The sequence below is a fragment of the Leifsonia sp. Soil_N53 genome (assembly GCF_057655165.1).
Map to the genome: position 1 here is coordinate 1 of NZ_JBDGMM010000028.1, position 24,129 is coordinate 24,129.

Annotated in this window: 27 protein-coding genes; 22 read left to right on the plus strand and 5 right to left on the minus strand. The window is 69.0% G+C overall.

Going from position 1 to position 24,129, the window contains the following annotated elements; all coding sequences use genetic code 11:
• Positions 1 to 893: TetR/AcrR family transcriptional regulator (locus tag AC3A3H_RS01670; protein WP_487612801.1), on the minus strand; the 893-nt coding region annotated here is incomplete at its 3' end.
• 115 nt (positions 894 to 1,008) lie between these two features.
• On the opposite strand from AC3A3H_RS01670, the gene AC3A3H_RS01675 reads away from it, so the two are divergent.
• Together AC3A3H_RS01675 and AC3A3H_RS01680 are read left to right on the plus strand one after the other, a co-directional pair.
• On the plus strand, positions 1,009 to 1,905 hold the full coding sequence (locus tag AC3A3H_RS01675; protein WP_487612802.1) for an ATP-binding cassette domain-containing protein: 897 nt from the start codon (positions 1,009 to 1,011) through the stop codon (positions 1,903 to 1,905).
• A complete protein-coding gene (locus AC3A3H_RS01680) occupies positions 1,902 to 2,714 on the plus strand; it encodes an ABC transporter permease (protein ID WP_487612803.1) in 813 nt (270 codons plus the stop codon). The genes AC3A3H_RS01675 and AC3A3H_RS01680 overlap by 4 nt, the downstream gene beginning before the upstream one ends.
• Positions 2,715 to 2,772: 58 nt before the next feature.
• Here the strand turns inward: AC3A3H_RS01680 and AC3A3H_RS01685 are convergent, their stop codons facing one another.
• The gene (locus AC3A3H_RS01685) at positions 2,773 to 3,399 is read right to left on the minus strand and encodes an HAD family hydrolase (RefSeq protein ID WP_487612804.1); all 627 of its coding nucleotides are present in this window, start codon (positions 3,397 to 3,399) and stop codon (positions 2,773 to 2,775) included.
• Positions 3,400 to 3,474: 75 nt separating this feature from the next.
• On the opposite strand from AC3A3H_RS01685, the gene AC3A3H_RS01690 reads away from it, so the two are divergent.
• The 13 genes from AC3A3H_RS01690 (at position 3,475) to AC3A3H_RS01750 (ending at position 14,341) form a co-directional block, all read left to right on the plus strand.
• Entirely contained in the window at positions 3,475 to 4,239 is a 765-nt protein-coding gene (locus tag AC3A3H_RS01690) for an L-threonylcarbamoyladenylate synthase (protein ID WP_487612805.1), read from the plus strand.
• A 3-nt stretch (positions 4,240 to 4,242) separates the two neighbouring features.
• Positions 4,243 to 5,520, plus strand: coding sequence for an MraY family glycosyltransferase (locus AC3A3H_RS01695; RefSeq protein ID WP_487612806.1), 1,278 nt, complete (start codon positions 4,243 to 4,245; stop codon positions 5,518 to 5,520).
• On the plus strand, positions 5,517 to 6,005 hold the full coding sequence (locus AC3A3H_RS01700; protein WP_487612807.1) for a Cg1360 family ATP-synthase-associated protein: 489 nt from the start codon (positions 5,517 to 5,519) through the stop codon (positions 6,003 to 6,005). Before AC3A3H_RS01695 ends, AC3A3H_RS01700 begins: the two co-directional genes overlap by 4 nt.
• 170 nt (positions 6,006 to 6,175) lie before the next feature.
• Positions 6,176 to 6,973, plus strand: a complete 798-nt coding sequence (gene atpB, locus AC3A3H_RS01705; RefSeq protein ID WP_487612808.1) for a F0F1 ATP synthase subunit A — start codon at positions 6,176 to 6,178, stop codon at positions 6,971 to 6,973.
• Between the two features lie 51 nt (positions 6,974 to 7,024).
• Entirely contained in the window at positions 7,025 to 7,246 is a 222-nt protein-coding gene (gene atpE / locus AC3A3H_RS01710; RefSeq protein WP_179607020.1) for a F0F1 ATP synthase subunit C, read from the plus strand.
• A gap of 33 nt (positions 7,247 to 7,279) precedes the next feature.
• Positions 7,280 to 7,840, plus strand: a complete 561-nt coding sequence (locus AC3A3H_RS01715) for a F0F1 ATP synthase subunit B (RefSeq protein WP_487612809.1) — start codon at positions 7,280 to 7,282, stop codon at positions 7,838 to 7,840.
• The gene (locus AC3A3H_RS01720; protein WP_487612810.1) at positions 7,840 to 8,631 is read left to right on the plus strand and encodes a F0F1 ATP synthase subunit delta; all 792 of its coding nucleotides are present in this window, start codon (positions 7,840 to 7,842) and stop codon (positions 8,629 to 8,631) included. The genes AC3A3H_RS01715 and AC3A3H_RS01720 overlap by 1 nt, the downstream gene beginning before the upstream one ends.
• A 33-nt stretch (positions 8,632 to 8,664) precedes the next feature.
• Positions 8,665 to 10,302 (plus strand): F0F1 ATP synthase subunit alpha, encoded by a 1,638-nt coding sequence (gene atpA / locus AC3A3H_RS01725; RefSeq protein WP_487612811.1) that lies wholly within the window; start codon positions 8,665 to 8,667, stop codon positions 10,300 to 10,302.
• Positions 10,303 to 10,328: 26 nt separating this feature from the next.
• Positions 10,329 to 11,228, plus strand: a complete 900-nt coding sequence (locus AC3A3H_RS01730; RefSeq protein ID WP_487612812.1) for a F0F1 ATP synthase subunit gamma — start codon at positions 10,329 to 10,331, stop codon at positions 11,226 to 11,228.
• A 25-nt stretch (positions 11,229 to 11,253) separates the two neighbouring features.
• Positions 11,254 to 12,717, plus strand: a complete 1,464-nt coding sequence (gene atpD, locus AC3A3H_RS01735) for a F0F1 ATP synthase subunit beta (protein ID WP_487612813.1) — start codon at positions 11,254 to 11,256, stop codon at positions 12,715 to 12,717.
• A gap of 2 nt (positions 12,718 to 12,719) precedes the next feature.
• Positions 12,720 to 12,980 carry a F0F1 ATP synthase subunit epsilon gene (locus AC3A3H_RS01740; RefSeq protein WP_487612814.1) on the plus strand — a complete coding sequence of 87 codons (261 nt, stop codon included), beginning with the start codon at positions 12,720 to 12,722 and terminating at the stop codon, positions 12,978 to 12,980.
• Between the two features lie 2 nt (positions 12,981 to 12,982).
• The gene (locus tag AC3A3H_RS01745; RefSeq protein WP_487612815.1) at positions 12,983 to 13,540 is read left to right on the plus strand and encodes a P-loop nucleotide/nucleoside kinase family protein; all 558 of its coding nucleotides are present in this window, start codon (positions 12,983 to 12,985) and stop codon (positions 13,538 to 13,540) included.
• Positions 13,541 to 14,341 carry a YaaA family protein gene (locus tag AC3A3H_RS01750; protein ID WP_487612816.1) on the plus strand — a complete coding sequence of 267 codons (801 nt, stop codon included), beginning with the start codon at positions 13,541 to 13,543 and terminating at the stop codon, positions 14,339 to 14,341.
• 335 nt (positions 14,342 to 14,676) lie between these two features.
• Here the strand turns inward: AC3A3H_RS01750 and AC3A3H_RS01755 are convergent, their stop codons facing one another.
• Both AC3A3H_RS01755 and AC3A3H_RS01760 read right to left on the minus strand, forming a co-directional pair.
• A complete protein-coding gene (locus AC3A3H_RS01755; RefSeq protein WP_487612817.1) occupies positions 14,677 to 15,324 on the minus strand; it encodes a DNA-3-methyladenine glycosylase I in 648 nt (215 codons plus the stop codon).
• Positions 15,321 to 15,818: a methylated-DNA--[protein]-cysteine S-methyltransferase gene (locus AC3A3H_RS01760; protein WP_487612818.1), complete on the minus strand. Its 498-nt coding sequence runs from the start codon at positions 15,816 to 15,818 to the stop codon at positions 15,321 to 15,323. The genes AC3A3H_RS01755 and AC3A3H_RS01760 overlap by 4 nt, the downstream gene beginning before the upstream one ends.
• A 132-nt stretch (positions 15,819 to 15,950) precedes the next feature.
• Between AC3A3H_RS01760 and AC3A3H_RS01765 the strand changes: the two genes are divergently transcribed.
• The 4 genes from AC3A3H_RS01765 (at position 15,951) to AC3A3H_RS01780 (ending at position 21,383) form a co-directional block, all read left to right on the plus strand.
• Positions 15,951 to 16,922, plus strand: a complete 972-nt coding sequence (locus AC3A3H_RS01765; protein ID WP_487612819.1) for an aldo/keto reductase — start codon at positions 15,951 to 15,953, stop codon at positions 16,920 to 16,922.
• 89 nt (positions 16,923 to 17,011) lie between these two features.
• A complete protein-coding gene (locus AC3A3H_RS01770) occupies positions 17,012 to 17,665 on the plus strand; it encodes a TetR/AcrR family transcriptional regulator (RefSeq protein WP_487612820.1) in 654 nt (217 codons plus the stop codon).
• Positions 17,656 to 19,389: an ABC transporter ATP-binding protein gene (locus AC3A3H_RS01775; protein WP_487612821.1), complete on the plus strand. Its 1,734-nt coding sequence runs from the start codon at positions 17,656 to 17,658 to the stop codon at positions 19,387 to 19,389. Before AC3A3H_RS01770 ends, AC3A3H_RS01775 begins: the two co-directional genes overlap by 10 nt.
• Positions 19,386 to 21,383, plus strand: coding sequence for an ABC transporter ATP-binding protein (locus tag AC3A3H_RS01780; RefSeq protein WP_487612822.1), 1,998 nt, complete (start codon positions 19,386 to 19,388; stop codon positions 21,381 to 21,383). Before AC3A3H_RS01775 ends, AC3A3H_RS01780 begins: the two co-directional genes overlap by 4 nt.
• A gap of 19 nt (positions 21,384 to 21,402) precedes the next feature.
• On the opposite strand, the gene AC3A3H_RS01785 is transcribed toward AC3A3H_RS01780, so the two are convergent.
• Positions 21,403 to 22,185: a DUF1206 domain-containing protein gene (locus AC3A3H_RS01785; RefSeq protein WP_487612823.1), complete on the minus strand. Its 783-nt coding sequence runs from the start codon at positions 22,183 to 22,185 to the stop codon at positions 21,403 to 21,405.
• A 117-nt stretch (positions 22,186 to 22,302) separates the two neighbouring features.
• Here AC3A3H_RS01785 and nusA point away from each other — a divergent pair, with 117 nt between their 5' ends.
• The 3 genes from nusA to AC3A3H_RS01800 form a co-directional block, all read left to right on the plus strand.
• The gene (nusA, locus tag AC3A3H_RS01790; protein WP_487612824.1) at positions 22,303 to 23,310 is read left to right on the plus strand and encodes a transcription termination factor NusA; all 1,008 of its coding nucleotides are present in this window, start codon (positions 22,303 to 22,305) and stop codon (positions 23,308 to 23,310) included.
• 149 nt (positions 23,311 to 23,459) lie between these two features.
• Positions 23,460 to 23,753 carry a YlxR family protein gene (locus AC3A3H_RS01795; RefSeq protein WP_487612825.1) on the plus strand — a complete coding sequence of 98 codons (294 nt, stop codon included), beginning with the start codon at positions 23,460 to 23,462 and terminating at the stop codon, positions 23,751 to 23,753.
• Positions 23,754 to 23,834: 81 nt separating this feature from the next.
• Positions 23,835 to 24,129, plus strand: a 295-nt coding sequence (locus AC3A3H_RS01800; RefSeq protein ID WP_487612826.1) for a translation initiation factor IF-2 N-terminal domain-containing protein, incomplete at its 3' end; no start/stop codon positions are given.

The following is a 24,129-nucleotide window of genomic DNA, read 5'->3' on the forward strand; positions in this document are numbered from 1 at the left end:
GCCCGCGCGATCGCCTCGCGCTCCCGCTTGCGCGCCTCGCGCAACGCCTTCTCGGCCTCGCGCCGCGCCTTCGCCGCCTCCCGGACCGCCTTGTCGCGCGGCACCGGCTCCGGCCGCGGCTCGTACGCGACGACCGGTTCGCCGGCAGCCCGCGCCGTGATGTAGCGCTCGATCCCGTCCAGGATGCGCTCCAGCCCGAAGGCGAAGTCGTCCTGCTCGTCCTCGGTGTCCGTATATCCGCCGGAGGCGACCAGCGGAGCGAGGTCGGGGAACCGCTCCGGCGTGACGAGCTCGGCCAGCGCCGCCGTGAACGCCTCCCCGCTCTGCGGCGGCGTCCCGCCCTTCTCCCTGGACTGGCGCACATCGCGCTCGACCACCCCGGCGGCCCGCGCGTACGACGACAGCAGCAGCGCCGTCGACATCTTCTCCGCGTCGGTCAGCGGCAGGTCGCGCATCTCGCGCAACCCCCAGTCGAGCACGGCGAGGTTGTTCGGCATCAGCGGCATGCCGGAGATCGGGATGTCCGGGAACCACGGGTGCGCCTGGATCACCTCGATGGTCGCCATCGACCAGCGGCGCAGGCCGCTGCGCCAGTCGGGCCCGCGGTCGTCCTCGGCCGGGATCGGGACCTCGCACACCGCGTCCTGCATGAGCGCGAGCACGTCGTCTTTGCTCGTCACGTACCGGTAGAGGGACATCGTGGTGAAGCCGAGCTCGGTCGCGATCCGGCTCATCGAGACCGCGGGCAGTCCTTCCCGGTCGGCCACGCCGATCGCGGTCTCGACGATGCGCTCGATGCTGAGCTCGCGCTTGGGCCCGCGCTGCGGGCGCTCCGCGACGCCCCAGCTCAGCGCGACGGCGCGGGGGAGCGCCTCTTCGACTTCGTCGGCCATGGGGCATGCCTTCCCGGTTCGGTGTTGACACCCATCCTAGAACTGTGTATCACTTAAACGAAATGGTATGCGCCATAAACAGTTTGCACTGTACACAACCGAAAGGAACCGGATCATGACAGCAGCAGCGATCGAGGTCGCCGGACTGCGCAAGTCCTTCGGCTCGCAGACCGTCCTCGACGGGGTCGACCTGCGGGTGGAGCGGGGGAGCGTGTTCGCCCTGCTCGGCCCGAACGGGGCGGGCAAGACGACGTTCATCAACATCCTCAGCACTCTCGTCGCGCCGGACGCCGGCGCCGCGACGGTCTGCGGTCACGACGTCGTCGCCGACCCGGAGGGCGTCAAGGAGTCGATCAGTCTCACGGGCCAGTCCGCGGCGGTCGACGAAGTGCTCACGGCGGAGGAGAACCTCCGGATGATGGCCCGGCTGTCGGGGTTCGGCCGGGCGGAGGCCGCTCAGCGCGCCACCGAGCTGATCGAGGGGTTCGGCCTCCGGGACGCTGCGCGCAAGCGGGTGAAGACCTTCTCCGGAGGCATGCGCCGCCGCCTCGACCTGGCGCTGAGCCTCGTCGCGACGCCACCGGTCATCTTCCTCGACGAGCCGACCACCGGCCTCGACACCCGCAGCAGGCAGGCGCTCTGGGCGATCATCCGCGACCTCGCCGCGGGCGGTGTCACCATCCTGCTCACCACCCAGTACCTGGAGGAGGCCGACCAGCTCGCCGACCGCATCGCCGTCCTCGACCACGGCACGATCGTCGCCGATGGCACCCCCGTTGAGTTGAAGGCGCGGGTCGGCGGGGACGTCGTCGAGCTCCGCGACGCCGCAGACGAGCTCGTCCGCGAGCTCCCCACCGACGGCACGGTCGACGGACTGCGGGCCGCGATCGACGTCCTCGACGCGCTCGGCGTGCTCGGCGCGTCCATCGCCATCCGCAAGCCCAGCCTCGACGAGGCGTTCCTCGCCCTCACCGCCAGCAGCACCGAACTCCAGAAGGAGGCCGTCCGATGACCGCTCTCACCGCACCGGCCCTGCCCGGAAGCACCGCCGGCTCCCGCCGGGTCGGCCGCGCCACCGCCACCGGCGTGTTCATCGGCCGCAGCGTGCGGCACTCGCTGCGCAACGTCGAAGCGCTGACCATGGCGATCGTCTTGCCGGTCATGCTGATGCTGCTCTTCACGTTCGTGTTCGGCGGCGCGCTCGACAAGGAGGGCGGCTACGTCGACTACGTGGTCCCGGGCATCATCCTGCTCTGCGCGGGCTTCGGCGCCTCCAGCACCGCCGTCGACGTGGCCGAGGACATGACCAACGGCATCGTGGACCGTTTCCGCACCATGCCGCTCCGGGCCGGCGGCCTCGTCACCGGCCACGTGGTCGCGAGCCTGCTGCGCAACCTGCTCGCGACCGGCGTCGTGATCGGCGTCGCGCTCGCGGTCGGCTTCCGGCCGACGGCGAACGTGCTCGAATGGCTGGGCGCGCTCGGGATGGTCGCGCTCTTCATCCTCGCGATCACGTGGCTCTACTCGGCGATCGGCATCGCGGCGGCCAACCCGACGGCCGCCAGCGGCTACGGCTTCGCGCTGCTCTTCGTGCCCTACCTGTCGAGCGCGTTCGTGCCCACCGACACGATGCCGTCCTGGCTGCAGTGGATCGCGCAGAACCAGCCGATCACCCCGATCATCGAGACCATCCGCGCCTTCCTGTTCGGGCGCGACCCCGGCGCCGAGCTGTGGTGGGCGCTCGGCTGGTGCGCGCTGATCATCGCCGGCGCATACGTCTGGGCGGTGTGGCTGTTCGGGCGCAAGGCCGGGCGACGCTGATCGGCTCGGGCCGACGGCGTGCAGGGGCCGGGCGCCGACGCGAGTCGGTCCCGGCCCCTCAGCGTGCCGCGAAGGCGCGGACGGCCGCGAGCATCCCGTCGGTGTCGAAGCCGCCGTCCTCGCGGCGCGTGAAGTGGTAGGCGTGCATGCCGGCCTCCCTGGCGCCCTCGACGTTGGCCAGCGAGTCGTCGAACAGGATGGCGTCCTCCGGCCGCACCCCGAACCGGCCGAGCGCCCTGGTGTAGATGCGCCGCTCCGGCTTGCGGGCGCCGAGCACCGCCGAGACCAGGTCGTTGTCGCCCAGGATGTCCACGACCTCGGGCATCAGGACCGGGAGGGAGTCTTTGAACGGGATGGGGTTGTTGGACAGCAGGGACACCGTGCCGAGCCCGGCGGCGACGCGCAGCGCCTCGATCGAGCCGTCGATCCTGGTCATGGCGGCTTTCCGGGCGTCCTGCCACTGCTCCAGCGTCAGGTGGGCGCCCGTCACCTCCGCGAACGCCGCGAGGTACTCCTCGCTCGTCGCGTACTCGCCGATCTCGGCGGCGCGCTCGTGCCCTCCGGCCCACCAGCTCGACGCCAGCCGGTACTGGCTGACGCCGCCCAGCTCCGCGAGGCGGGGCAGCCGTTTGTGGAAGTCGTAGTCGTACAGGGTCTTGTCGCAGTCGAAGAAGTAGACGTCCATCGTGACCAGTATCGTCCAGGCCGCCGGTGCGGTCGCAGAGAACCTTGCAGCGGCTCAACTATCATGGGTGCCGTCATGGCTCCCATCTACGACTGCTCCGTCGACTCCGAACTGCTCACCGGCACGCGCCTCGCCCGCGGGGCGATCGGCCGCGGCGAGCTCGTCGTGATCCCCACCGACACCGTCTACGGCGTCGCCGCGGACGCGTTCAGCCCCGCCGCGGTGCAGCGGCTGCTCGACGCCAAGGGACGCGGCCGGCAGTCGCCGCCGCCGGTCCTCGTGCCCGGCATCCCCACGCTCGCCGCGCTGGCCGAGCACGTCCCCGCCGAGGTCGACGCGCTCGTGCAGGCGTTCTGGCCGGGCGGCCTCACCATCGTGCTGCCCGCAGCGCCCTCGCTCGTCTGGGACCTCGGCGAGACCCAGGGCACGGTCGCGCTGCGCATGCCCCAGGACCGCATCGCGCTCGAGATCCTCTCCGAGACCGGCCCGCTCGCCGTGTCCTCCGCGAATCTCACCGGCCGCCCGGCCGCCCGCACCGCCGCTGAGGCGGAGGCCATGCTCGGCGACTCCGTATCGGTCTATCTCGACGGGGGAGAGGCGGGCACCGCCTACGAGCGCGTGGAGGGCAAGGACTCCTCCTCGACGATCGTCGACGCGACCGCGCTGGCGGCGGGCGCCGGCAAGCTCCGCATCCTGCGGCACGGCGTCATCACGGCCGAGCAGCTCCGGGCCGTGGTGGGCGACGCGCTCGCGGATGAGGACGCCGCGGACGAGGACGCCGCGGCCACCACGGCCGCGGCCGAGGCGACCGACACCGCCGACACCCCCGCGGACACCTGAGCCGTGACCCTCTTCCTCGCTCTCGCGCTCATCTCGGCCGTGATCACGTTCGGGATGTCGCTGGTGGTCTACCGGGTCGCGATGCGCTTCAAGCTCTACCCGAAGATCCGGGAGCGCGACGTGCACACCCGGCCGACCCCGCGGCTCGGCGGCGTCGCCATGTTCCTCGGCATCCTCGTGGCGTTCGGCGTCTCGTGGCTGCTGTCCAGTCAGTTCGGCGTGCTCTCGCTGATCTTCTCCGACGCCGGGCCGATCATCGCCATCCTGGGGGCGGCGCTGCTCATCGTGGTGCTCGGCGTGGCCGACGACCTCTGGGACCTGGACTGGATGACCAAGCTCGCCGGCCAGTTCGTGGCGGCCGGGATCGTCGCCTGGCTCGGCGTGCAGATCTACTCGCTGCCGATCGGCGGGCTCACCATCGGGTCGCCGGTGATGAGCATCGTGATCACGCTCTTCGCGATCGTCCTGGTGATGAACGCGATCAACTTCATCGACGGGCTGGACGGGCTCGTCGCGGGCGTCGCCCTCATCGCCAACGGCACCTTCCTCGTCTACACGTACCTGCTGCAGCGCGACATCAGCCCGCAGAACTACTTCAGCCTCGCCGGCGTCATCGCGGCCATCCTGGTCGGCGCGTGCGCCGGCTTCCTTCCGCTCAACTGGCACCCGGCCAAGATGTTCATGGGCGACGCGGGGGCGCTGCTGATCGGCCTGCTGATGGCCACGTCCGCCATCTCCGTCACCGGCACGATCAACCCGGAGGCGCTGCAGACGCTCGGCAAGTCGTCGCTGGTGCCCGCGTTCATCCCGGTCACGATCCCGTTCGCCGTGCTCGTCATCCCGCTGCTGGACTTCGGGCTGGCGGTCGTGCGCCGCCTGCGCGCGGGCAAGTCGCCGTTCAGCGCCGACCGCAAGCACCTGCACCACCGGCTGCTCGACATGGGCCACTCGCACCTGCACGCGGTGCTGATCTTCTACGCCTGGACCGCGGTCCTCTCGATCGGCTGCCTGCTGTTCTTTTTCGACCCGTACTGGATGGCGATCGTGTTCGTCGCGATCGGCCTGGTGATCTGCACCGCGATCACGCTCGCGCCGCTCAGCCGCCGCAAGGTGAACGAAGCGGCCGCCGAGCTCGCCCCCGCGGGGACCAAGGAGGCGGAGGAGACCGCCAAGTACGACCAGCTCGACATCGCGAGCGAGACCGTGCCCGTCAGCACGATGGGCCCCGCCAGCATTCCGCCGGGCGAGACCGACGACACCACCAGCAAGGAGACCCGATGACCGACCACCAGGACGGAGCACCCGGCGCTAAGCCCGCGCCGCAGCAGCCCACCTCCAACCCGGTGCTGAAGGACGTGGTGAAATACGGGTTCATCCTCGCCGCGGTGATCGCGGTCGTCGGCATGGTGCTCGGCGGCATCTTCGCCGGCTGGGTCGGCGTGACCAGCGCGCTCATCGGCACCGTCATGGCCGCCGTGTTCCTCAGCATCACCGCGCTCAGCATCCTGATCGCCAACCGCTTCATCGGCTCGGACCTCTTCGTCGGGCTGTTCTTCGGCATCGTGCTCGGCGGCTGGATCGTCAAGTTCGTGCTGTTCATCGTGCTGGCGCTCGTGCTGCGCGACCAGCCGTGGATCAACCCCGTCGTCCTGTTCCTGAGCCTGATCGCGGGCGTCATCGGGTCGCTCGTCGTGGACATGATCGTGGTCTTCCGGTCCCGCATCCCGTACGCGAGCGATGTCACGCTGCCGGGGGACAAACGCTGAACCTTATCCGATTCGTTACCGGTTGAAAACTCTTGTAGAGTTGTCAGTGATCCCCCACCCGACGCGCTCCCGCATCATCGGAGCGCGAATGCCGGGTGTCCACCGTTCGTCGTCGCGAGAGCTTTCAGCTCAACGCCCCGAAACAGGAGATAGCGCTGTTAGCTAACGCTGTGAACCTGCTGGTCCAGGCCGCAAGCTCCGATGGAGGAAGCTTCCAGGGGCCCTCGATCGATGAGTTCTTCCCCCCGACTCTGTTCACCATCGCAGGACTCGAATTCAACCGCATCACGGTCGTCCGGCTCATCTCGACGGTCGCGCTGATCCTGATCTTCTGGCTCGGCACCCGCAAGATGAAGCTCATCCCCGGGCGCTTCCAGTCCGTGGTCGAGATGGGCCTGGACTTCGTCCGGGTCAACATCGCGGAAGACCTGCTCGGCCGCAAGGACGGGCGCCGCTTCCTCCCGCTGCTGACCACCATCTTCTTCATGGTGCTGTTCTTCAACATCACGGGCGTCATCCCGTTCCTGAACATCGCGGGCACCGCGGTGATCGGAACGCCGCTCGTGCTGGCCATCGCGGCGTACATCGCGTTCATCTACGCCGGCGTCAAGAAGAGCCCGAAGAACTTCTTCCGCAACGCCCTGTTCCCGCCCGGCGTGCCGTGGTTCCTCTACCTCCTGGTGACCCCGATCGAGTTCATCTCGACCTTCATTCTGCGTCCGATCACGCTGACGCTCCGACTCCTGATGAACATGGTCGTCGGCCACCTGCTGCTTGTCCTGTTCTTCACCGGAACCGCGTTCTTCGTCTTCACGCTCGGCGGTCTCTGGTCGCTGTTCGGCGTGGTCACCTTCGCCTTCGGCTTCGCATTCTCCCTGTTCGAGATCCTGGTGGCCGTCCTCCAGGCATACGTCTTCGCGCTGCTCACCGCTGTCTACATCCAGCTCGCAGTCGCCGAGGAACACTAACAACGGTCCGCGCAACCGCGCGTCCCGCTATCACGGAAGGAAACACATAACGTGGACATCGCTGCTATCAACGGCAACATCGCCACTGTCGGATACGGTCTCGCCGCCATCGGCCCGGCCATCGGTGTTGGCATCGTCGTCGGCAAGACCATCGAGGGCGTCGCCCGTCAGCCCGAGCTGGCCGGCCGTCTCCAGGTCCTGATGTACATCGGTATCGCGTTCACCGAGGCGCTCGCGTTCATCGGTATCGCCGTCGGCTTCATCTTCCAGTAATCCTCTTTATCCCATCCTTATAAGGAGGAACTGATGCTCAACGGTGTGGTTTTCGCCGCCGCGGAGGAGCACAACCCGATCATTCCGGCCTGGCCTGACATCATCGGGTCGCTGATCTGCTTCATCATCATCCTGGTCTTCTTCTGGAGGCTCGTCCTTCCGCGCATGCGCAAGCTCCTCGACGAGCGCGCAGAAGCGATCGAGGGCAACATCGCGAAGGCCGACGAGGCTCAGCACAAGGCCGAGGCGCTGCTCGAGGAGTACACCGCCCAGCTCGCCGACGCGCGTGCCGAGGCGGCCAAGATCCGCGAGACGGCCCGCACCGACGGTCAGAAGATCGTCGCTGAGGCCAAGGACAACGCGACGGCCGAGGCCGCCCGCGTCACCGCCAACGCGCAGGCGCAGATCGAGGCCGAGCGCCAGGGCGCCCTCGTCTCGCTGCGCGGCGAGGTGGGCTCGCTCGCGATCGACCTCGCCTCCGGCGTCGTCGGCGAGGTGCTCACGGACGACAAGAAGGCCCAGGCGATCGTGGATCGCTTCCTCGCCGACCTCGAGTCCAGCGAGAAGGCTCAGAAGGCAGGGTCGAGCAACTGATGGGGAGCGCCTCCAGAGAAGCACTGGCCCGATCCGTCTCGGCGCTCGCCGGGCTCGGGTCCAAGGCCGATCTGGCGACGGCTGAAGACCTGTTCGCCGCAGGACGAGTCGTCGCCGACTCCGCCCAGCTCCGTGCGGTCCTCAGCGACCCCTCGGCCCCCGCGGAGGGCAAGACCGCGCTGGTCCAGCGCGTCTTCGCGTCGCTCTCGGCGCCCGCGGTCGAACTGCTGTCCGCCGTCGCCGTCGAGCGCTGGTCCAGCCAGGACGACCTGCTGGCCGCGGTCGAGGAGCTCGGCATCCGCTCGATCGCCGCCTCCGCGCCGCGCAACGTGGACATCCCGGGTGAGCTCTTCGCGTTCGGAGGCGCCGTGACCTCCGACGCGGGGCTCGAGCTCGCGCTCCGCAGCAAGCTCGCCGCGCCCGAGGCGAAGGCAGCCCTCGCCGAGCGCCTGCTCGCCGGCAAGGCCTCGATGCAGACCGTCGCGATCGCGCGCCAGCTCGTGCTGCAGCCGCGCGGCCGCAGCGTCCGCGAGTCCCTGCGCGGGGCCGCCCGCATCGTCGCGTCCCAGTACGGCCAGACGATCGCCACGGTCGTCACGGCCACGCCGCTCCCGGCCGACCAGGCCGAGCGTCTCCGCGCGAGCCTCGCCGCGAAGTACGGCGACCTCAAGCTCAACGAGGTCGTCGACCCGGCGATCCTCGGCGGCCTGCGCGTGCAGATCGGCGACGACGTCATCGACGGAAGCGTCGCGTCGCGCCTCACCGAACTCCGACTTCAGCTCGCGGGCTGACCGCCCGAAGAGAAACCCAGATAGGGAACAACGATGGCAGACATTCAGATCAGCCCCGATGAGATCCGGGACGCGCTCAAGGACTTCGTCTCGAAGTACGAGCCGGCCGGCGCCTCGACCACCGAGGTCGGACACGTCCTCGACGCCTCCGACGGCATCGCGCACGTCGAGGGCCTCCCCGGCGTGATGGCCAACGAGCTCATCCGCTTCGCGAACGGCACCCTCGGCCTGGCGCAGAACCTCGACGAGAACGAGGTCGGCGTCGTGGTCCTCGGCGAGTTCGACGAGATCGTCGAGGGCATGGAGGTGACCCGCACCGGCGAGGTCCTCTCCGTCCCCGTCGGCGACGGCTACCTCGGCCGCGTTGTCGACCCGCTCGGCAACCCGATCGACGGCCTCGGCGAGATCGCGACGGAGGGCCGCCGCGAGCTCGAGCTCCAGGCTCCCGGCGTCATGCAGCGCAAGTCGGTGCACGAGCCGCTCCAGACCGGCATTAAGGCGATCGACGCCATGATCCCCGTCGGCCGCGGTCAGCGCCAGCTCATCATCGGCGACCGCCAGACCGGCAAGACGGCGATCGCGATCGACACGATCATCAACCAGAAGGCCAACTGGGAGTCGGGCGACGTCAACAAGCAGGTCCGCTGCATCTACGTCGCGATCGGTCAGAAGGGCTCGACCATCGCCTCGGTGAAGGGCGCGCTCGAGGACGCGGGTGCGATGGAGTACACCACCATCGTCGCGGCCCCGGCCTCCGACCCCGCCGGCTTCAAGTACCTCGCCCCCTACACCGGCTCGGCCATCGGCCAGAACTGGATGTACGGCGGCAAGCACGTCCTCATCATCTTCGACGACCTGTCGAAGCAGGCCGAGGCCTACCGCGCCGTCTCCCTCCTCCTGCGCCGTCCGCCGGGACGCGAGGCCTACCCGGGCGACGTCTTCTACCTGCACTCCCGCCTGCTGGAGCGTTGCGCCAAGCTCTCCGACGAGCTGGGCGCCGGCTCGATGACCGGTCTGCCGATCATCGAGACCAAGGCGAACGACGTCTCGGCGTACATCCCGACCAACGTGATCTCGATCACCGACGGCCAGATCTTCCTGCAGTCCGACCTCTTCAACGCCAACCAGCGTCCGGCGGTCGACGTGGGCATCTCGGTCTCGCGAGTCGGTGGCGACGCGCAGGTCAAGTCGATCAAGAAGGTCTCCGGCACGCTCAAGCTCGAGCTCGCCCAGTACCGCTCGCTCGAGGCGTTCGCGATGTTCGCGTCCGACCTCGACCAGGCCAGCCGACGTCAGCTCGCCCGTGGCGCGCGCCTCACCGAGCTGCTCAAGCAGCCGCAGTACTCGCCGTTCCCGGTGGAGGAGCAGGTCGTCTCGATCTGGGCCGGCACCAACGGCAAGCTCGACGAGGTCGCGGTGGAGGACATCCTCCGCTTCGAGGCCGAGCTGCTCGACCACCTGCGCCGCAACACCGACATCCTCACCACGCTGCGCGAGACGAACGTGCTCGACGACGACACGGTGTCGAAGCTCGGCGAGGAGGTCGACAGGTTCAAGCTCGAGTTCCAGACCGGCGAGGGCAAGCCGCTCGCCTCGGTCGGACGCGAGGAGTTCGAGGCGAGCGCGGAAGAGGACGTCAACCAGGAGCGCATCGTCAAGGCGAAGCGCTGAGCGCGGATAGGTACTGAGGAAGACACATGGGAGCACAGCTTCGGGTCTACCGGCAGAAGATCAAGTCTGCCCAGACGACCAAGAAGATCACCCGTGCCATGGAGCTGATCTCCGCCTCACGCATCCAGAAGGCGCAGGCCAGGGTGGCCGCCTCCTCGCCGTACGCCCGCGCGATCACGCGCGCGGTGTCGGCGGTGGCGACCTACTCGAACGTCGAGCACGTCCTCACCACGGAGCCGGAGAAGATCGAGCGCGCTGCGATCGTCATCTTCTCCTCGGACCGCGGCCTCGCCGGCGCGTTCAACTCGAACGTGCTCAAGGAGTCGGAGAAGCTCGCCGAGCTGCTGCGCAGCCAGGGCAAAGAGGTCGTCTACTTCCTGGTCGGGCGCAAGGCGCAGGGCTACTTCAGCTTCCGGCGCCGCGCGTTCGAGCGGGTGTGGACGGGCAACACGGACAACCCCGAGTTCGAGCAGGCGAAGGAGGTCGCAGACGCGATCCTCGAGTCGTTCCTGCGTGACGCCTCCGACGGCGGCGTGGACGAGATCCACATCATCTACAACCGCTTCGTCAGCATGCTGACCCAGGAGCCCCAGATCGTCCGCCTGCTTCCGCTGGAGGTCGTCGAGGGTGTCGAGGAGCCCGACCGCACGCAGGTCCTGCCGCTCTACGAGTTCGAGCCCGATGTGAACATCGTGCTCGACTCGCTCCTGCCGGTCTACATCGAGAGCCGCATCTTCAACGCGATGCTGCAGTCCGCCGCCTCCAAGCACGCGGCCACGCAGAAGGCGATGAAGGCCGCGAGCGACAACGCCGACAAGCTCATCACCGACTACACGCGACTGGCCAACAACGCCCGCCAGGCGGAGATCACCCAGCAGATCTCCGAGATCGTGGGCGGCGCGGACGCGCTGAGCTCGGCAAAATAATCGTCCTAACGAGAGAGAACGAATCATGACTACCGCTACCGCCGAAGCCCAGGCTTCGACCGCGCAGCCGGCCGGCGTGGGACGCATCGCCCGCGTCACCGGTCCGGTCGTCGACATCGAGTTCCCGCACGACTCGATCCCGGGCATCTACAACGCCCTGAAGACCACCATCACGATCGGCGAGCAGTCGACCGAGATCACGCTCGAGGTCGCGCAGCACCTCGGCGACGACCTCGTGCGCGCCATCGCCCTGAAGCCGACCGACGGCCTGGTCCGCGGCGGCGAGGTGCGCGACACCGGCTCGCCCATCACGGTGCCCGTCGGCGACGTCACCAAGGGCAAGGTCTTCAACGTGACCGGCGACATCCTCAACGCCGAGCCGGGCGAGAAGATCGAGATCAGCGAGCGCTGGTCCATCCACCGCCAGCCGCCGGCGTTCGACCAGCTCGAGTCCAAGACCCAGCTCTTCGAGACCGGCATCAAGGTCATCGACCTCCTCACCCCGTACGTGCAGGGCGGCAAGATCGGCCTGTTCGGCGGCGCGGGCGTCGGCAAGACCGTCCTCATCCAGGAGATGATCCAGCGCGTGGCGCAGGACCACGGCGGTGTGTCCGTGTTCGCCGGCGTCGGCGAGCGCACCCGTGAGGGCAACGACCTCATCCACGAGATGGAGGAGGCGGGCGTCTTCGACAAGACCGCGCTCGTCTTCGGCCAGATGGACGAGCCGCCGGGAACGCGTCTGCGCGTCGCCCTGTCCGCCCTGACGATGGCGGAGTACTTCCGCGACGTGCAGAAGCAGGACGTGCTGCTCTTCATCGACAACATCTTCCGCTTCACGCAGGCCGGTTCCGAGGTCTCCACGCTGCTCGGCCGCATGCCGTCCGCGGTGGGCTACCAGCCGAACCTCGCCGACGAGATGGGCATCCTCCAGGAGCGCATCACCTCGACCCGCGGTCACTCGATCACCTCGCTGCAGGCGATCTACGTGCCGGCCGACGACTACACCGACCCGGCCCCGGCGACCACGTTCGCCCACCTCGACGCCACCACGGAGCTCTCCCGTGAGATCGCGTCGAAGGGTCTGTACCCGGCCGTCGACCCGCTGACCTCGACCTCGCGCATCCTCGACCCCCGCTACCTGGGCGCCGACCACTACCGCGTGGCCACCACGGTCAAGCAGATCCTCCAGAAGAACAAGGAGCTGCAGGAGATCATCGCGATCCTCGGTGTCGACGAGCTGTCCGAAGAGGACAAGATCACCGTGTCGCGGGCCCGCCGCATCCAGCAGTTCCTCTCGCAGAACACCTACATGGCGAAGAAGTTCACCGGTGTCGAGGGCTCGACCGTCCCGCTGAAGGACACCATCGAGTCGTTCGACGCGATCGCCAAGGGCGAGTTCGACCACGTGGCCGAGCAGGCGTTCTTCAACGTCGGCGCGATCACCGACGTCGAAGAGAAGTGGGCGCAGATCCAGAAGGAGAACGGCTGATCATGGCTGTCCTCAACGTCTCCGTCGTCGCCGCCGACCACGAAGTGTGGTCGGGCGAGGCGAGCATGGTCGTCGCACGGACCGTGGAGGGGCAGATCGGTATCCTGCCCGGCCACGAGCCGCTGCTCGCCATCCTCGCCCAGGGCGAGGTGCGCGTGACCCTGAGCGGCGGGGAGTCGATCGCGGCGCAGGCCGACGACGGCTTCCTCTCCGTCGAGAACAACACGGTCACCGTGGTGGCCCGTCAGGCGGAGCTCGTCTGACCATGACCGATCAGAAGGCCCCGCTCGAACGGCAGTTCGGTGACGTCCGCGTCCCCGTGCTGATCGTGACGGCGGGGCTTCCTGGTTCGGGCAAGTCCACCATCGCGGAGATCATCGCCGGCCGGCTCGGTGCGACGGCGATCTCGGTGGACCCGATCGAGGACGCGATCCTCACGGCCGGAATCGACTCGGACCAGCCGACCGGCCTCGCCGCGTATCTGGTCGCGGAGCGGATGGCCGAGCAGGTGCTCATCTCCGGGCACTCGGTCGTCGTGGATGCCGTGAACGCCGTCGAGCCGGCACGCCTGCAGTGGCGCGATCTCGCCGAGCGCTGCGGCGTCAAGCTGCGCGTGGTGGAGACCGTCTGCTCCGACGAGGACCTCCACATGGAACGGCTGGCCAAGCGCACGGGCCTGGTCGCCGCGTACGCGGTCGAGCAGAGCGTGGACGACTACGCCGAGTGGAAGGGCGCCGCGGCGTCTCTGCCCCGGGTGACGCTGGACACCTCCCGCCCGCTCGGCCAGAACGTCGACGCGGCATTCGCCTTCCTGGAGGGCTGAGTGCTCGTCCTGCTGCCCCCGTCCGAGACCAAGCGCGACGGGGGAGACGGGCCGCCGCTCGCCCTGAAGACGCTGGGCTTCCCGTCGCTGACCGCTGTGCGCAGGGGCGTCGTCGCGGACACGGTCGCGCTGTCGCGCACCCCGGACGCTGCGGCGAAGGCGCTCAAGCTGGGACCGACGCAGGCGCACGAGGTCGAGCGCAATCGCGGACTGCGCAGAGCGCCGACGATGCCGGCCCTGCTGCGGTACACGGGCGTGCTCTACGACGCGCTCGACGCGGCGTCGCTGACGGACGAGCACTGGCGGTTCGCCGCGCGCACCGTGGCGGTGCAGTCGGCGCTGCTCGGTCTGGTCGGGGCGGGCGACCTGATCCCGGCGTATCGGCTGTCCTTCGACTCGCGGCTCTCGCCGACGCTCAAGCAGCGCTGGGCGGCGGCGTCCGCGCGGGAGCTCGCAGCCGTCGATGGCGTCATCCTCGACCTCCGGTCGGAGGGCTACGCCGCGCTCGGCCCGCTGCCGCAGCGCGAGGGCGTGCACTACCTGCGCGTGCTCGCCCGGGACGAGAGCGGCACCGTGCGCGCACTCAACCACTTCAACAAGCAGGCGAAGGGGCTGTTCGCGCGCGCCCTCATCGAGCGGGGCGAGGACTTCGCCTCCACCGACGCCCTTCTCGCCTGGGCCGCCGCAGAGGGCTACGAGCTGAGCCGCTCGGCTGACCGGCCGGGGGAGCTCGACCTGGTCGTCCCGGAGGTCGTCGGGGTGCCCGGCAGACTCAGCGCCGTGCTGCGCGCGGCCGGCTGAGCGGACCGCACACGCTCAGCACGCTGAGTATCTGCTTCGGAAGAGGTACGATACTGGCGCTCACTCGATAAGTGAGATATGCTCAGCTCACAGGAGAGAAGGGACATCCCGTCGGTCCCCGGTGCACAGACGCCCGGAGACCCCCACATACCAGTCGGGCCGACGCGCAGATCGCGGACACATCACATGGATGTGCCGAGTCCGGAGCCGGTGTGGCGACAGCACAGTAGTAGATTCCGCCTGCGGTCGGGCACGTGCGGACGCGTCGTCACCAGCGAGAACGGTTCCCCAGATCGACTTCGTCGGCCCGACTCTTCTGTCCCGCGGGGCGTGCGTCAGCCGTCGGCGCGGAAGCAGCCGGCGAAGTGGTCGTCGACCATCCCGGTGGACTGCATCAGCGCGTACATCGTCGTCGGCCCCACGAACCGGAACCCCCGGCGGCGGAGTTCCTTGCTCATCGCCGTCGACTCCGCAGTGACGGCCGGCACCTCTCCCCACGAGTGCGGGCGAGACCGCGGCCCGGTGGGAGCGAAGCCCCACATCAGCTCCTCGAGCGGCACGTCGAGCGCCAGCGTCGCCCGCGCGTTCGAGATGGTCGCCTCGATCTTGCCGCGGTGCCGGATGATGCGCGCGTCGCCCAGCAACCGCTGCACATCGCTCTCGGTCATCGCCGCGACCCGCTCCGGGACGAAATCGTGGAAGACCTCCCGGAACGCCGGCCGCCGCCGCAGGATGGTGATCCAGGAGAGGCCGGCCTGGAAGCCCTCCAGGCAGAGCTTCTCGTAGAGCGCGCGCGGATCGTGCTGCGGCGTGCCCCACTCCTCGTCGTGGTAGCGCCGGTACTCGGGATCGCTCGCCGACCACGAGCATCGGGCCCGGCCGTCCTCGCCGACCACGAGCGCATCCCGGGCGGCGGTCTCGGTCGGGAGGGGCGCCGTGGTCTCGGTGGTGGTGGTCTCTGTCATGTTCTGGGTCGCGCTCATGCCGCCAGCGTGATCCCTTCGTGCTCCAGGAGCCACAGCTTCGTGGGAATGCCCTCGCCGCCGCTGTAGCCGGTGATCTTGCCGCTGGACGACAGGACGCGGTGGCAGCCGATGATGATCGGCACGGGGTTCGCCCCGACGGCGCCGCCGATGGCGCGCCCGTAGCCCGGGTGCCCGAGAGAGAGCCCCAGCTCGCCGTAGGTCGTGAGCGTGCCGTACGGCAGCGCGGTGAGGCGTTCCCAGACCGCGGTGCGGAACGGCGTGCCGGCGAGGTGCACCGGCACGTCGAACTCCCGGCGCGCGCCTGCGAAGTACTCGTCGAGCTGGGCGGCCGCGTTCTCGAGCACGGCGTCACGGTTCTCGGGGAGGTCGTCGTGGGGGAGCACGTCGTCGCGTGCGATCGAGAGAGAGGTCACGGCGTCGCCGTCGCCGGTCAGCTCGATGCGGCCGATGGGGCTCGGCATCCGAAAAAGGAAGGTCGTGGAACTGCTCATGCGTCGACTCTAAGGCCGCCCACCGACACCCACTCGCGGAAATCGGACATAGGGGATAAGTCGAATTCGGGCCGCGGTTGTGGAGGAACAACTGGTCCGAATGCCCCCGCGCGGCTGCCTAGACTCGAAGGCATGGCGAACATCGAATACCGCACCCTCGGCGACTCCGGCCTGATCGTCTCCACGATCGGCCTCGGCTGCAACAACTTCGGCCGCGCCGGCACGGCCACCGAGACCCAGGAGGGCACCGACGCCCTCATCGACGCCGCCATCGACGCCGGGGTGACCTTCTTCGACACCGCCGACATCTACGGCAAGGAGCGCGGTCTCTCCGAGACGCTGATGGGCGCATCCCTCCAGGGCAAGCGCGACCGGATCGTGCTCGCCACCAAGTTCGGCCACGACATGGCCGGGGTCAACGGCCCCGACTGGGGCGTGCGCGGCTCCCGCCGCTATGTCCGGCTCGCCGTCGAGTCGTCACTGCGGCGGCTGCGCACCGACTGGATCGACCTCTACCAGCTGCACCATCCCGACCCGGTGACGCCGATCGAGGAGACGCTGGAGACGCTGGACGACCTCATCACCGAGGGCAAGATCCGCTACATCGGCCACTCCAACCTCGCCGGCTGGCAGATCGCGGAGGCCGAGTTCACCGCGCGGCTCGCCGGGCATCCCCGGTTCGTCTCCGCGCAGAACGAGTACAGCCTGCTGGTCCGCGGAGCCGAGCGCGAGGTGCTGCCGGCGGTCAACGCCTACGGCCTCGGCTTCCTGCCGTTCTTCCCGCTCTACAACGGGCTCCTCACCGGCAAGTTCAGCCGCTCGGGCGGTCCCGCCGACAGCCGCATCATGATGCTCCGAAAGCACCTGCTCGACGGCGCCCCGTGGGAGGCGATCGAGGCGTACCAGGCGTTCTGCGACGAGCGCGGCGTGAGCATGCTCGAGGCCACCTTCGCCTGGCTGCTGGCTCAGCCGGGCCTCACCAGCGTGATCGCCGGAGCCACCCGCCCCGAGCAGATCATCGCCAATGCCGAGGCCGCGACCGCCTGGACCCCGACGGCCGAGGACCTGGCGACGGTCTCGGGCTTCTTCCCGCTCGACCGCTGAGGCCCCTAGGGCGCTCCCGCAGGCCTGTTCGCTCAGGGCGAACGCACGAATCGTTGTGAGTGAGCACTCACTCCGCTTACGATCGCTGCGTGGAAATCGAGTTGGAGACCGCGCGCAACCGCGCGCAGCCGCTGCCGCCGGAGGACCGCAAGGCGATGATCATCGACGCGGTCATCCCGTTGCTGATCGAGCACGGCCGGGGGGTGACCTCGCGCCAGATCGCCGACGCCGCCGGGATCGCGGAGGGGACGATCTTCCGCGCGTTCGGCGACAAGGAGACCCTGGTCCAGGCCGCGGTCGAGAAGTACCTGGACCCGGAACCGCTCCGTGACGCCCTGCGCGCCATCGACCCCGGCCTCCCGCTGGAGAACAAGATCCGCGCGATCGTCTACCTGCTCCGCGAGCGCTTCCAGAACGTGATGCGCATCATGGCCGTAGTCGGTCACCAGCGCCCGCCCATCCCGCAGGAGCGCAGCGAGTTCGCCGTCATCATCGGCCGCATCCTCGCGCCGGAGGCCGCCGAGCTCAACTGGCCGCCGGAGCGCGTCGCCCACATCCTGCGCCTGATCAGCTTCTCGTCCGCGTTCCCCGCGCTGAACGACGGCATCGAGTTCAGCGTCGACGACCTCGCCAAGATCGCCCTCATCGGCGTCGCCGGCCGGCCGTTCGCCATCTATACACCCGTCACACCCGCTACCACCGCCGCAGACGCGGCAGATCAGGGAGAGCCCGGATGCTCCTGAAACTCCTCGGCCGGTACCTCCGGCCGCACTGGCGGCTCCTCATCGGGGTGGTGGTCTTCCAGCTCGCGCAGTCGCTGCTGTCGCTGTGGCTGCCGACCCTGAACGCCGACATCGTCGACAACGGCATCGCCAAGGGCGACACCGGCTACATCCTATCGACCGGCGCCGAGATGCTCGGCGTGACGATCGTGCAGATCGTCTGCTCGATCACCGCCGTCTACTTCGGCGCCAAGGTGGCGATGCTGGTGGGGCGCGATCTGCGCGGCGCCATCTTCCACCGGGTCGGCGAGTTCTCGGAGCGCGAGGTGACCCGCTTCGGCGCCCCGTCGCTGATCACCAGGAACACGAATGACGTACAGCAGGTGCAGATGCTCGTCCTGATGACCTGCACCCTGCTGGTGTCGGCGCCGATCCTCGCGATCGGCGGCATCATCCTCGCCGTGCGGCAGAACGTCCAGCTCTCCTGGCTGATCGCGGTGAGCGTGCCCGTGCTGCTGATCGCCGTGAGCATCATCATCGTCCGGATGGTCCCGCAGTTCCGCAAGATGCAGGAGCGGATCGACCGGGTCAACCGCGTGCTGCGCGAGCAGCTCACCGGCATCCGCGTGGTGCGGGCGTTCGTGCGGGAGGACGTCGAGACCGCCCGGTTCACGGTCGCCAACGACCAGGTCACCGACACCGCGATCAGGGCCGGCCGGCTCTTCGCCCTGATGTTCCCGATCGTGATGCTGGTGCTCAACGTGTCCAGCGTCGCCGTCATCTGGTTCGGCGCGGGCCTCGTCGCGGACGGGGCGATGCAGATCGGCACGCTGACCGCCTTCCTGCAGTACCTCGCCCAGATCCTCATGGGCGTGATGATGTCGACGATGATGGCGTTCCTGGTCCCGCGCGCCGCGGTCTGCGCCGACCGCATCGGCGAGGTGCTGGACACCGAGCCGTCGGTGAGCGCCGTCGAGAACCCGATCACGGAGGTCACCGCGCGCGGCACGGTCGAGTTCGTCGGCGTCGGCTTCTCCTACCCGGGGGCCGAGCAGCCCGTGCTGAGCGACGTGACGTTCTTCGCGGAGCCCGGCAAGACGACCGCCGTGATCGGCAGCACCGGCGCGGGCAAGACCACGCTGGTCAACCTGATCCCGCGACTGTTCGACGCCACCAGCGGCATCGTGCTGGTCGACGGCGTGGACGTCGCCGAGCTCGACCCCGAGCTGCTCTGGTCGCGCATCGGGCTCGTGCCGCAGAAGCCGTACCTGTTCTCCGGCACGGTCGCCAGCAACCTGCGCTACGGCAACCCGGACGCCACGGACGACGAGCTCTGGCGCGCGCTGGAGATCGCGCAGGCCAAAGGCTTCGTCGAGGAGATGCCCGACGGGCTGGATGCGGCGATCGCGCAGGGCGGAACGAACGTGTCCGGCGGCCAGCGGCAGCGCCTGGCGATCGCCCGCGCGCTCGTCCGCCGCCCGGAGATCTACATCTTCGACGACTCGTTCTCCGCGCTCGACACGGCGACCGACGCCCGGCTGCGCAGCGCGCTCGCCCGCAACGAGTCGGACGCCACGATGATCGTGGTGGCCCAGCGGGTGTCGACGATCATCGATGCCGACCAGATCGTGGTGCTGGAGGACGGCCACGTGGTCGGCCGCGGCACCCACGCCGAACTCGTCGACAGCAACCCGACCTACGCCGAGATCGTCTCGTCGCAGCTCACCGCGGAGGAGGCGGCATGAGCCGCGAAGACAGCGTCCGAGGCGGCGCGGCGACGGCCGAGCAGACCCCCGTGCGGTCGCCCATGCGGCGCGGCCCGGGCGGAGGCCCGTTCGGCGGGATGACGATGCCGGGCGACAAGTCGCTGAACTTCGGCCCGTCCGCCAAGCGGCTCGCCCGCCGGCTGCGGCCGGAGCTGGCGCGAATCGTGTTCGTCACGCTCCTCGCCGTGGTGAGCGTGTTCTTCGCGGTGCTCGGACCGAGGCTCCTCGGGAACGCGATCAACCTGGTGTTCGCCGGCGCGATCTCCGCGCAGCTGCCGTCCGGGCAGACGCAGGCGCAGGCGATCGCGCACCTGCGCGCGTCCGGTCAGGGCCAGCTCGCCGACCTGATCTCCGGCACGACCCTGGTCCCGGGGCAGGGCATCGACTTCACGGCCGTCGGCCACATCCTGATGTGGGTGCTCGCGCTCTACATCGCGTCCTCGCTGTTCGCCTACCTCCAGGGCTACGTGCTCAACGGGATCACGCAGCGCACCGTCTACCGGCTGCGCCAGGATGTGGAGGCCAAGATCCACCGCCTCCCGTTGACCTACTTCGACTCGATGCAGCGCGGCGAGCTGCTGAGCCGGGTCACCAACGACATCGACAACATCTCGCAGACCCTCCAGCAGACGATGAGCCAGCTGCTGACGTCGCTGCTGACCGTGATCGGCGTGACGGTGATGATGTTCGTCGTCTCGCCCCTGCTCGCGGTGATCGCGCTCGTCACCATCCCGCTGACCCTCGTCATCACGACGCTCATCGCCAAGCGCTCGCAGAAGCTGTTCGTCGCGCAGTGGCGCAACACCGGCGAGCTGAACGGCCAGATCGAGGAGGCGTTCACAGGGCACTCGCTGGTGAAGGTCTTCGGGCGGCACCGCGAGGTGGAGGAGCGCTTCCGGTCGAAGAACCAGGAGATGTTCCAGGCGAGCTTCGGCGCGCAATTCATCTCGGGCCTGATCATGCCGTCGATGATGTTCGTCGGGAACCTGATGTACGTCGCGATCGCGGTGGTCGGCGGCCTCCAGGTGGCGAACGGCGCGATGCAGCTCGGCGACGTGACGGCGTTCATCCAGTACTCGCGGCAGTTCACGCAGCCGCTGACCCAGCTCGGGTCGATGGCCAACCTGCTGCAGTCCGGCGTCGCCAGCGCCGAGCGGGTCTTCGAGCTGCTGGACGCCGACGAGCAGAGCCCCGACCCGTCCCGGCCGGAGAGCCCGGAGGACACCAAGGGCCGGCTGGCGTTCGAGGACGTGTCGTTCCGGTACCTGCCGGACCGGCCGCTCATCGAGAACCTCTCGCTCGCGGCCGAGCCGGGCCAGACCGTCGCGATCGTCGGGCCCACCGGCGCGGGCAAGACCACGCTGGTCAACCTGATGATGCGGTTCTACGACCTGGACTCGGGCCGGATCACCCTCGACGGCGTCGACATCGCGTCGATGACCAGGCACGACCTCCGCGACCGGATGGGGATGGTGCTGCAGGACACCTGGCTGTTCAAGGGCACGATCCGGGAGAACATCGCCTACGGCCGCCCCGACGCGACCGAGGAGGAGATCCTGGACGCCGCGCGCGCCACCTACGTCGACCGGTTCGTGCACTCGCTGCCGGACGGCTACGACACGGTGCTGGACGACGAGGGCTCGAACGTCTCGGCGGGCGAGAAGCAGCTGCTGACCATCGCGCGGGCGTTCCTGGCGCGGCCGAGCGTGCTGATCCTGGACGAGGCGACCTCCTCGGTCGACACGCGCACCGAGCTGCTGGTGCAGAAGGCGATGAGCGCGCTCCGCGCCGATCGCACGTCGTTCGTCATCGCGCACCGGCTGTCCACCATCCGCGACGCGGGTCTCATCCTGGTGATGGAGGCCGGGCGGATCGTGGAGCAGGGCACCCACGCCGAGCTGCTCGCCCGCGGCGGCGCCTATTACACGCTCTACAACGCCCAGTTCGCGGCGCCCGCGGAGGAGGAGGCGTGACCCGTGCGCGCGGCGCGGGTCACAACCGGGCCCGCACCGCGCGCACGCACCAGAACAGGCCGTAGGCGATCAGGCCGAGGGCGATCAGGATGAGGGCGATCACCCCGTACGGGACGCTCGCCAGGGTCTTGAGGCTCCCGTCCAGCCCGGCGGCCTTAGACGCGTCGAAAGTGATCGCCCCCAGGACGACCAGACCGCCGACCAGGAGCAGCGCGACCCCTTTGGAGATGTAGCCGACCCGGCCGAGGGTGCTGATCGCCCCGGCCCAGCGATCCGGCGGAAGCTTCAAGTCGCGTTCGAACCGGTGCGTCGCGCCGTTGCGGATGAAGCCGACGCCCACGCCGACGACGATCAGCCCGATCAGCGCCAGCACGAACACGCCGCCCGGCAGGGCGAGCAGCCGCGCGCTCGCGGTCTTCTCGGTCGAGGACGAGCTGTGCCCTCCGCCCGTCGCGATGGTGATCGTCAGGTAGGCGAGTCCGCCGTACACCACCGCTTTGACGGCCTCCAGCGCCTTCGTGCCCGCTCCGTGCGCCGTGAACGCCACCAGCACCTGCCAGAGCGCGAGCACCACCAGGCCGATCACGATCAGCCACAGCACGAACACGCCGCCGGGCACGGACGCGACCGCCTGGAGGGCGCCGGACTGGTCGGCCTTCCCGCCTGCGCCTGCCGCGACGGCCAGCGCGATGACGCCGATGAGGATGTGCAGCAGGCCGATGGAGGCCAGTCCCACGCGGGTGAGGACGCGCACGGTCGTGCTGTGCTCCAGCCGGGAGGCTGCTCGGGTTGGTGAGCTCATGACCTGCACGGTACGCGGGGTCCCGGGCGCTGAGAATCTCCGGTACCGTAGATAGCTGAGTCCGCCGCGCTATCGCACGGCGGCGAAGATCTGAATAGCTGAATAGAGGAGGCCGGCATGGACATCGACCTCAGCGTCTTGCGTCTCATGGAGCGCGAGAAGGAGATCCCGTTCGATGAGCTGGTGCAGATCATCGAGCAGGCGATCCTGACCGCGTATCTGAAGCACACCAACCAGGCCGACCACCGCCACGGGCACACCGACCAGCCGCCCGCCGCGCGTGTCCACCTGGACCGCAAGACGGGGCATGTCACCGTCTACGTACCGGAGCACGACGAAGAGGGCAATGTCATCGGCGAGGCCGAGGACAGCCCCAGCGACTTCGGCCGCATCGCGGCGTTCGCCGCCAAGCAGGTGATCAACCAGCGGCTGCGCGACATCGCGGACGACGCGGTGCTCGGCGAGTTCCGCGGCCGGGAGGGCGACATCGTCGCAGGCGTCATCCAGCAGGGCCCGAACCCGCGCATGGTGCACATCGACCTGGGCAGCGTGGAGGCCATCCTCCCGCCCGAGGAGCAGGTGCCGGGCGAGGAGTACACGCACGGTTCGCGCATCCGCGTCTACGTCACCAGCGTGGCGAAGGGCGCCAAGGGGCCGTCGATCACGGTCTCGCGCACCCACCCGGCGCTCGTGCGCAAGCTGTTCGCGCTCGAGGTCCCGGAGATCGCCAGCGGCATCGTGGAGATCGTGTCGCTCGCCAGGGAGGCCGGCCACCGCACCAAGATGGCCGTGCGCGCCACCGAGCCGGGCGTGAACGCCAAGGGCGCCTGCATCGGCGAGCTCGGCCAGCGCGTGCGCGCGGTGACCGCCGAGCTCAACAACGAGAAGATCGACATCGTCGACTACTCGCCCGACCTCGCGACGTTCGTGTCGAGCGCACTCTCGCCGGCCAAGGTGACCAGCGCGTTCGTGATCGACGAGTCGCTCAAGGCCGTCCGTGCGCTCGTGCCCGACTACCAGCTGTCGCTGGCGATCGGCAAGGAAGGTCAGAACGCGCGCCTGGCCGCGAAGCTCACCGGCGCCAAGATCGACATCCAGCCCGACTCCATCCTCGACGAGAAGTAAACATCGCCGAAGGGCACGTTGTTGTCACTTTCGAGTGCGAGAAGTGACAACGACGTGCCCCTCGATTTGGGAATGCGTCGTGTGGGCGAGGCGTTGAGGGGGATGGCGGCAGCCGTCCTGATTCGGCGCAGAGATGCGTGAGGGGTAAGATGGAAGCCGTCAGAACGTGCGTCGGATGCCGTTCTCGCGCTCCCCGATCCTCTCTTCTGAGGGTCGTCCTCCGGAATTCGGAACTTGTGGCGGACCCGTCCGCCACTCTTCCCGGACGGGGCGCGTGGCTGCATCCGGTCGACGGGTGTCTCGATCTCGCACTCCAGCGCAGGGCCTTCGGGCGGGCGCTGAAGGCGGAGGGGACGCTCGACCCGACGGCCATCCGGGCCGCACTGCGACCCCGGGTGGCATTGAGAGAACAGGCTGAAGAAGCAGTGACTTCACATGAGTGACAACAAATGAGCGGCTCGAAATGAGTGCCGTCCGCTACTAACGCCTGCCCTGTCCGGGGTAGGCCCCCAGACAGGAGAATTGTGGCTGCAAAACCACGCGTACACGAGGTCGCGAGCGAGCTCGGTGTCGACAGCAAAATCGCGCTCGCGAAACTCAAGGAGATGGGCGAGTTCGTCAAGGGACCGTCCTCGAGCATCGAGCCGCCGGTAGCGCGCAAGCTGCGCGCCGCGCTCGAGGCTGAAGGCTTCACCGCCGACAAGGCGTCGTCGGCCCCCAAGGCGGAGGCCCCGCGCCCCGCCGCGCCGCGTCCGCCGGCGCCAGCCGAGTCCGGCGCGCCCAAGCCGCAGGCGCCGCTCTCGGTCGCCGAGCGTCAGG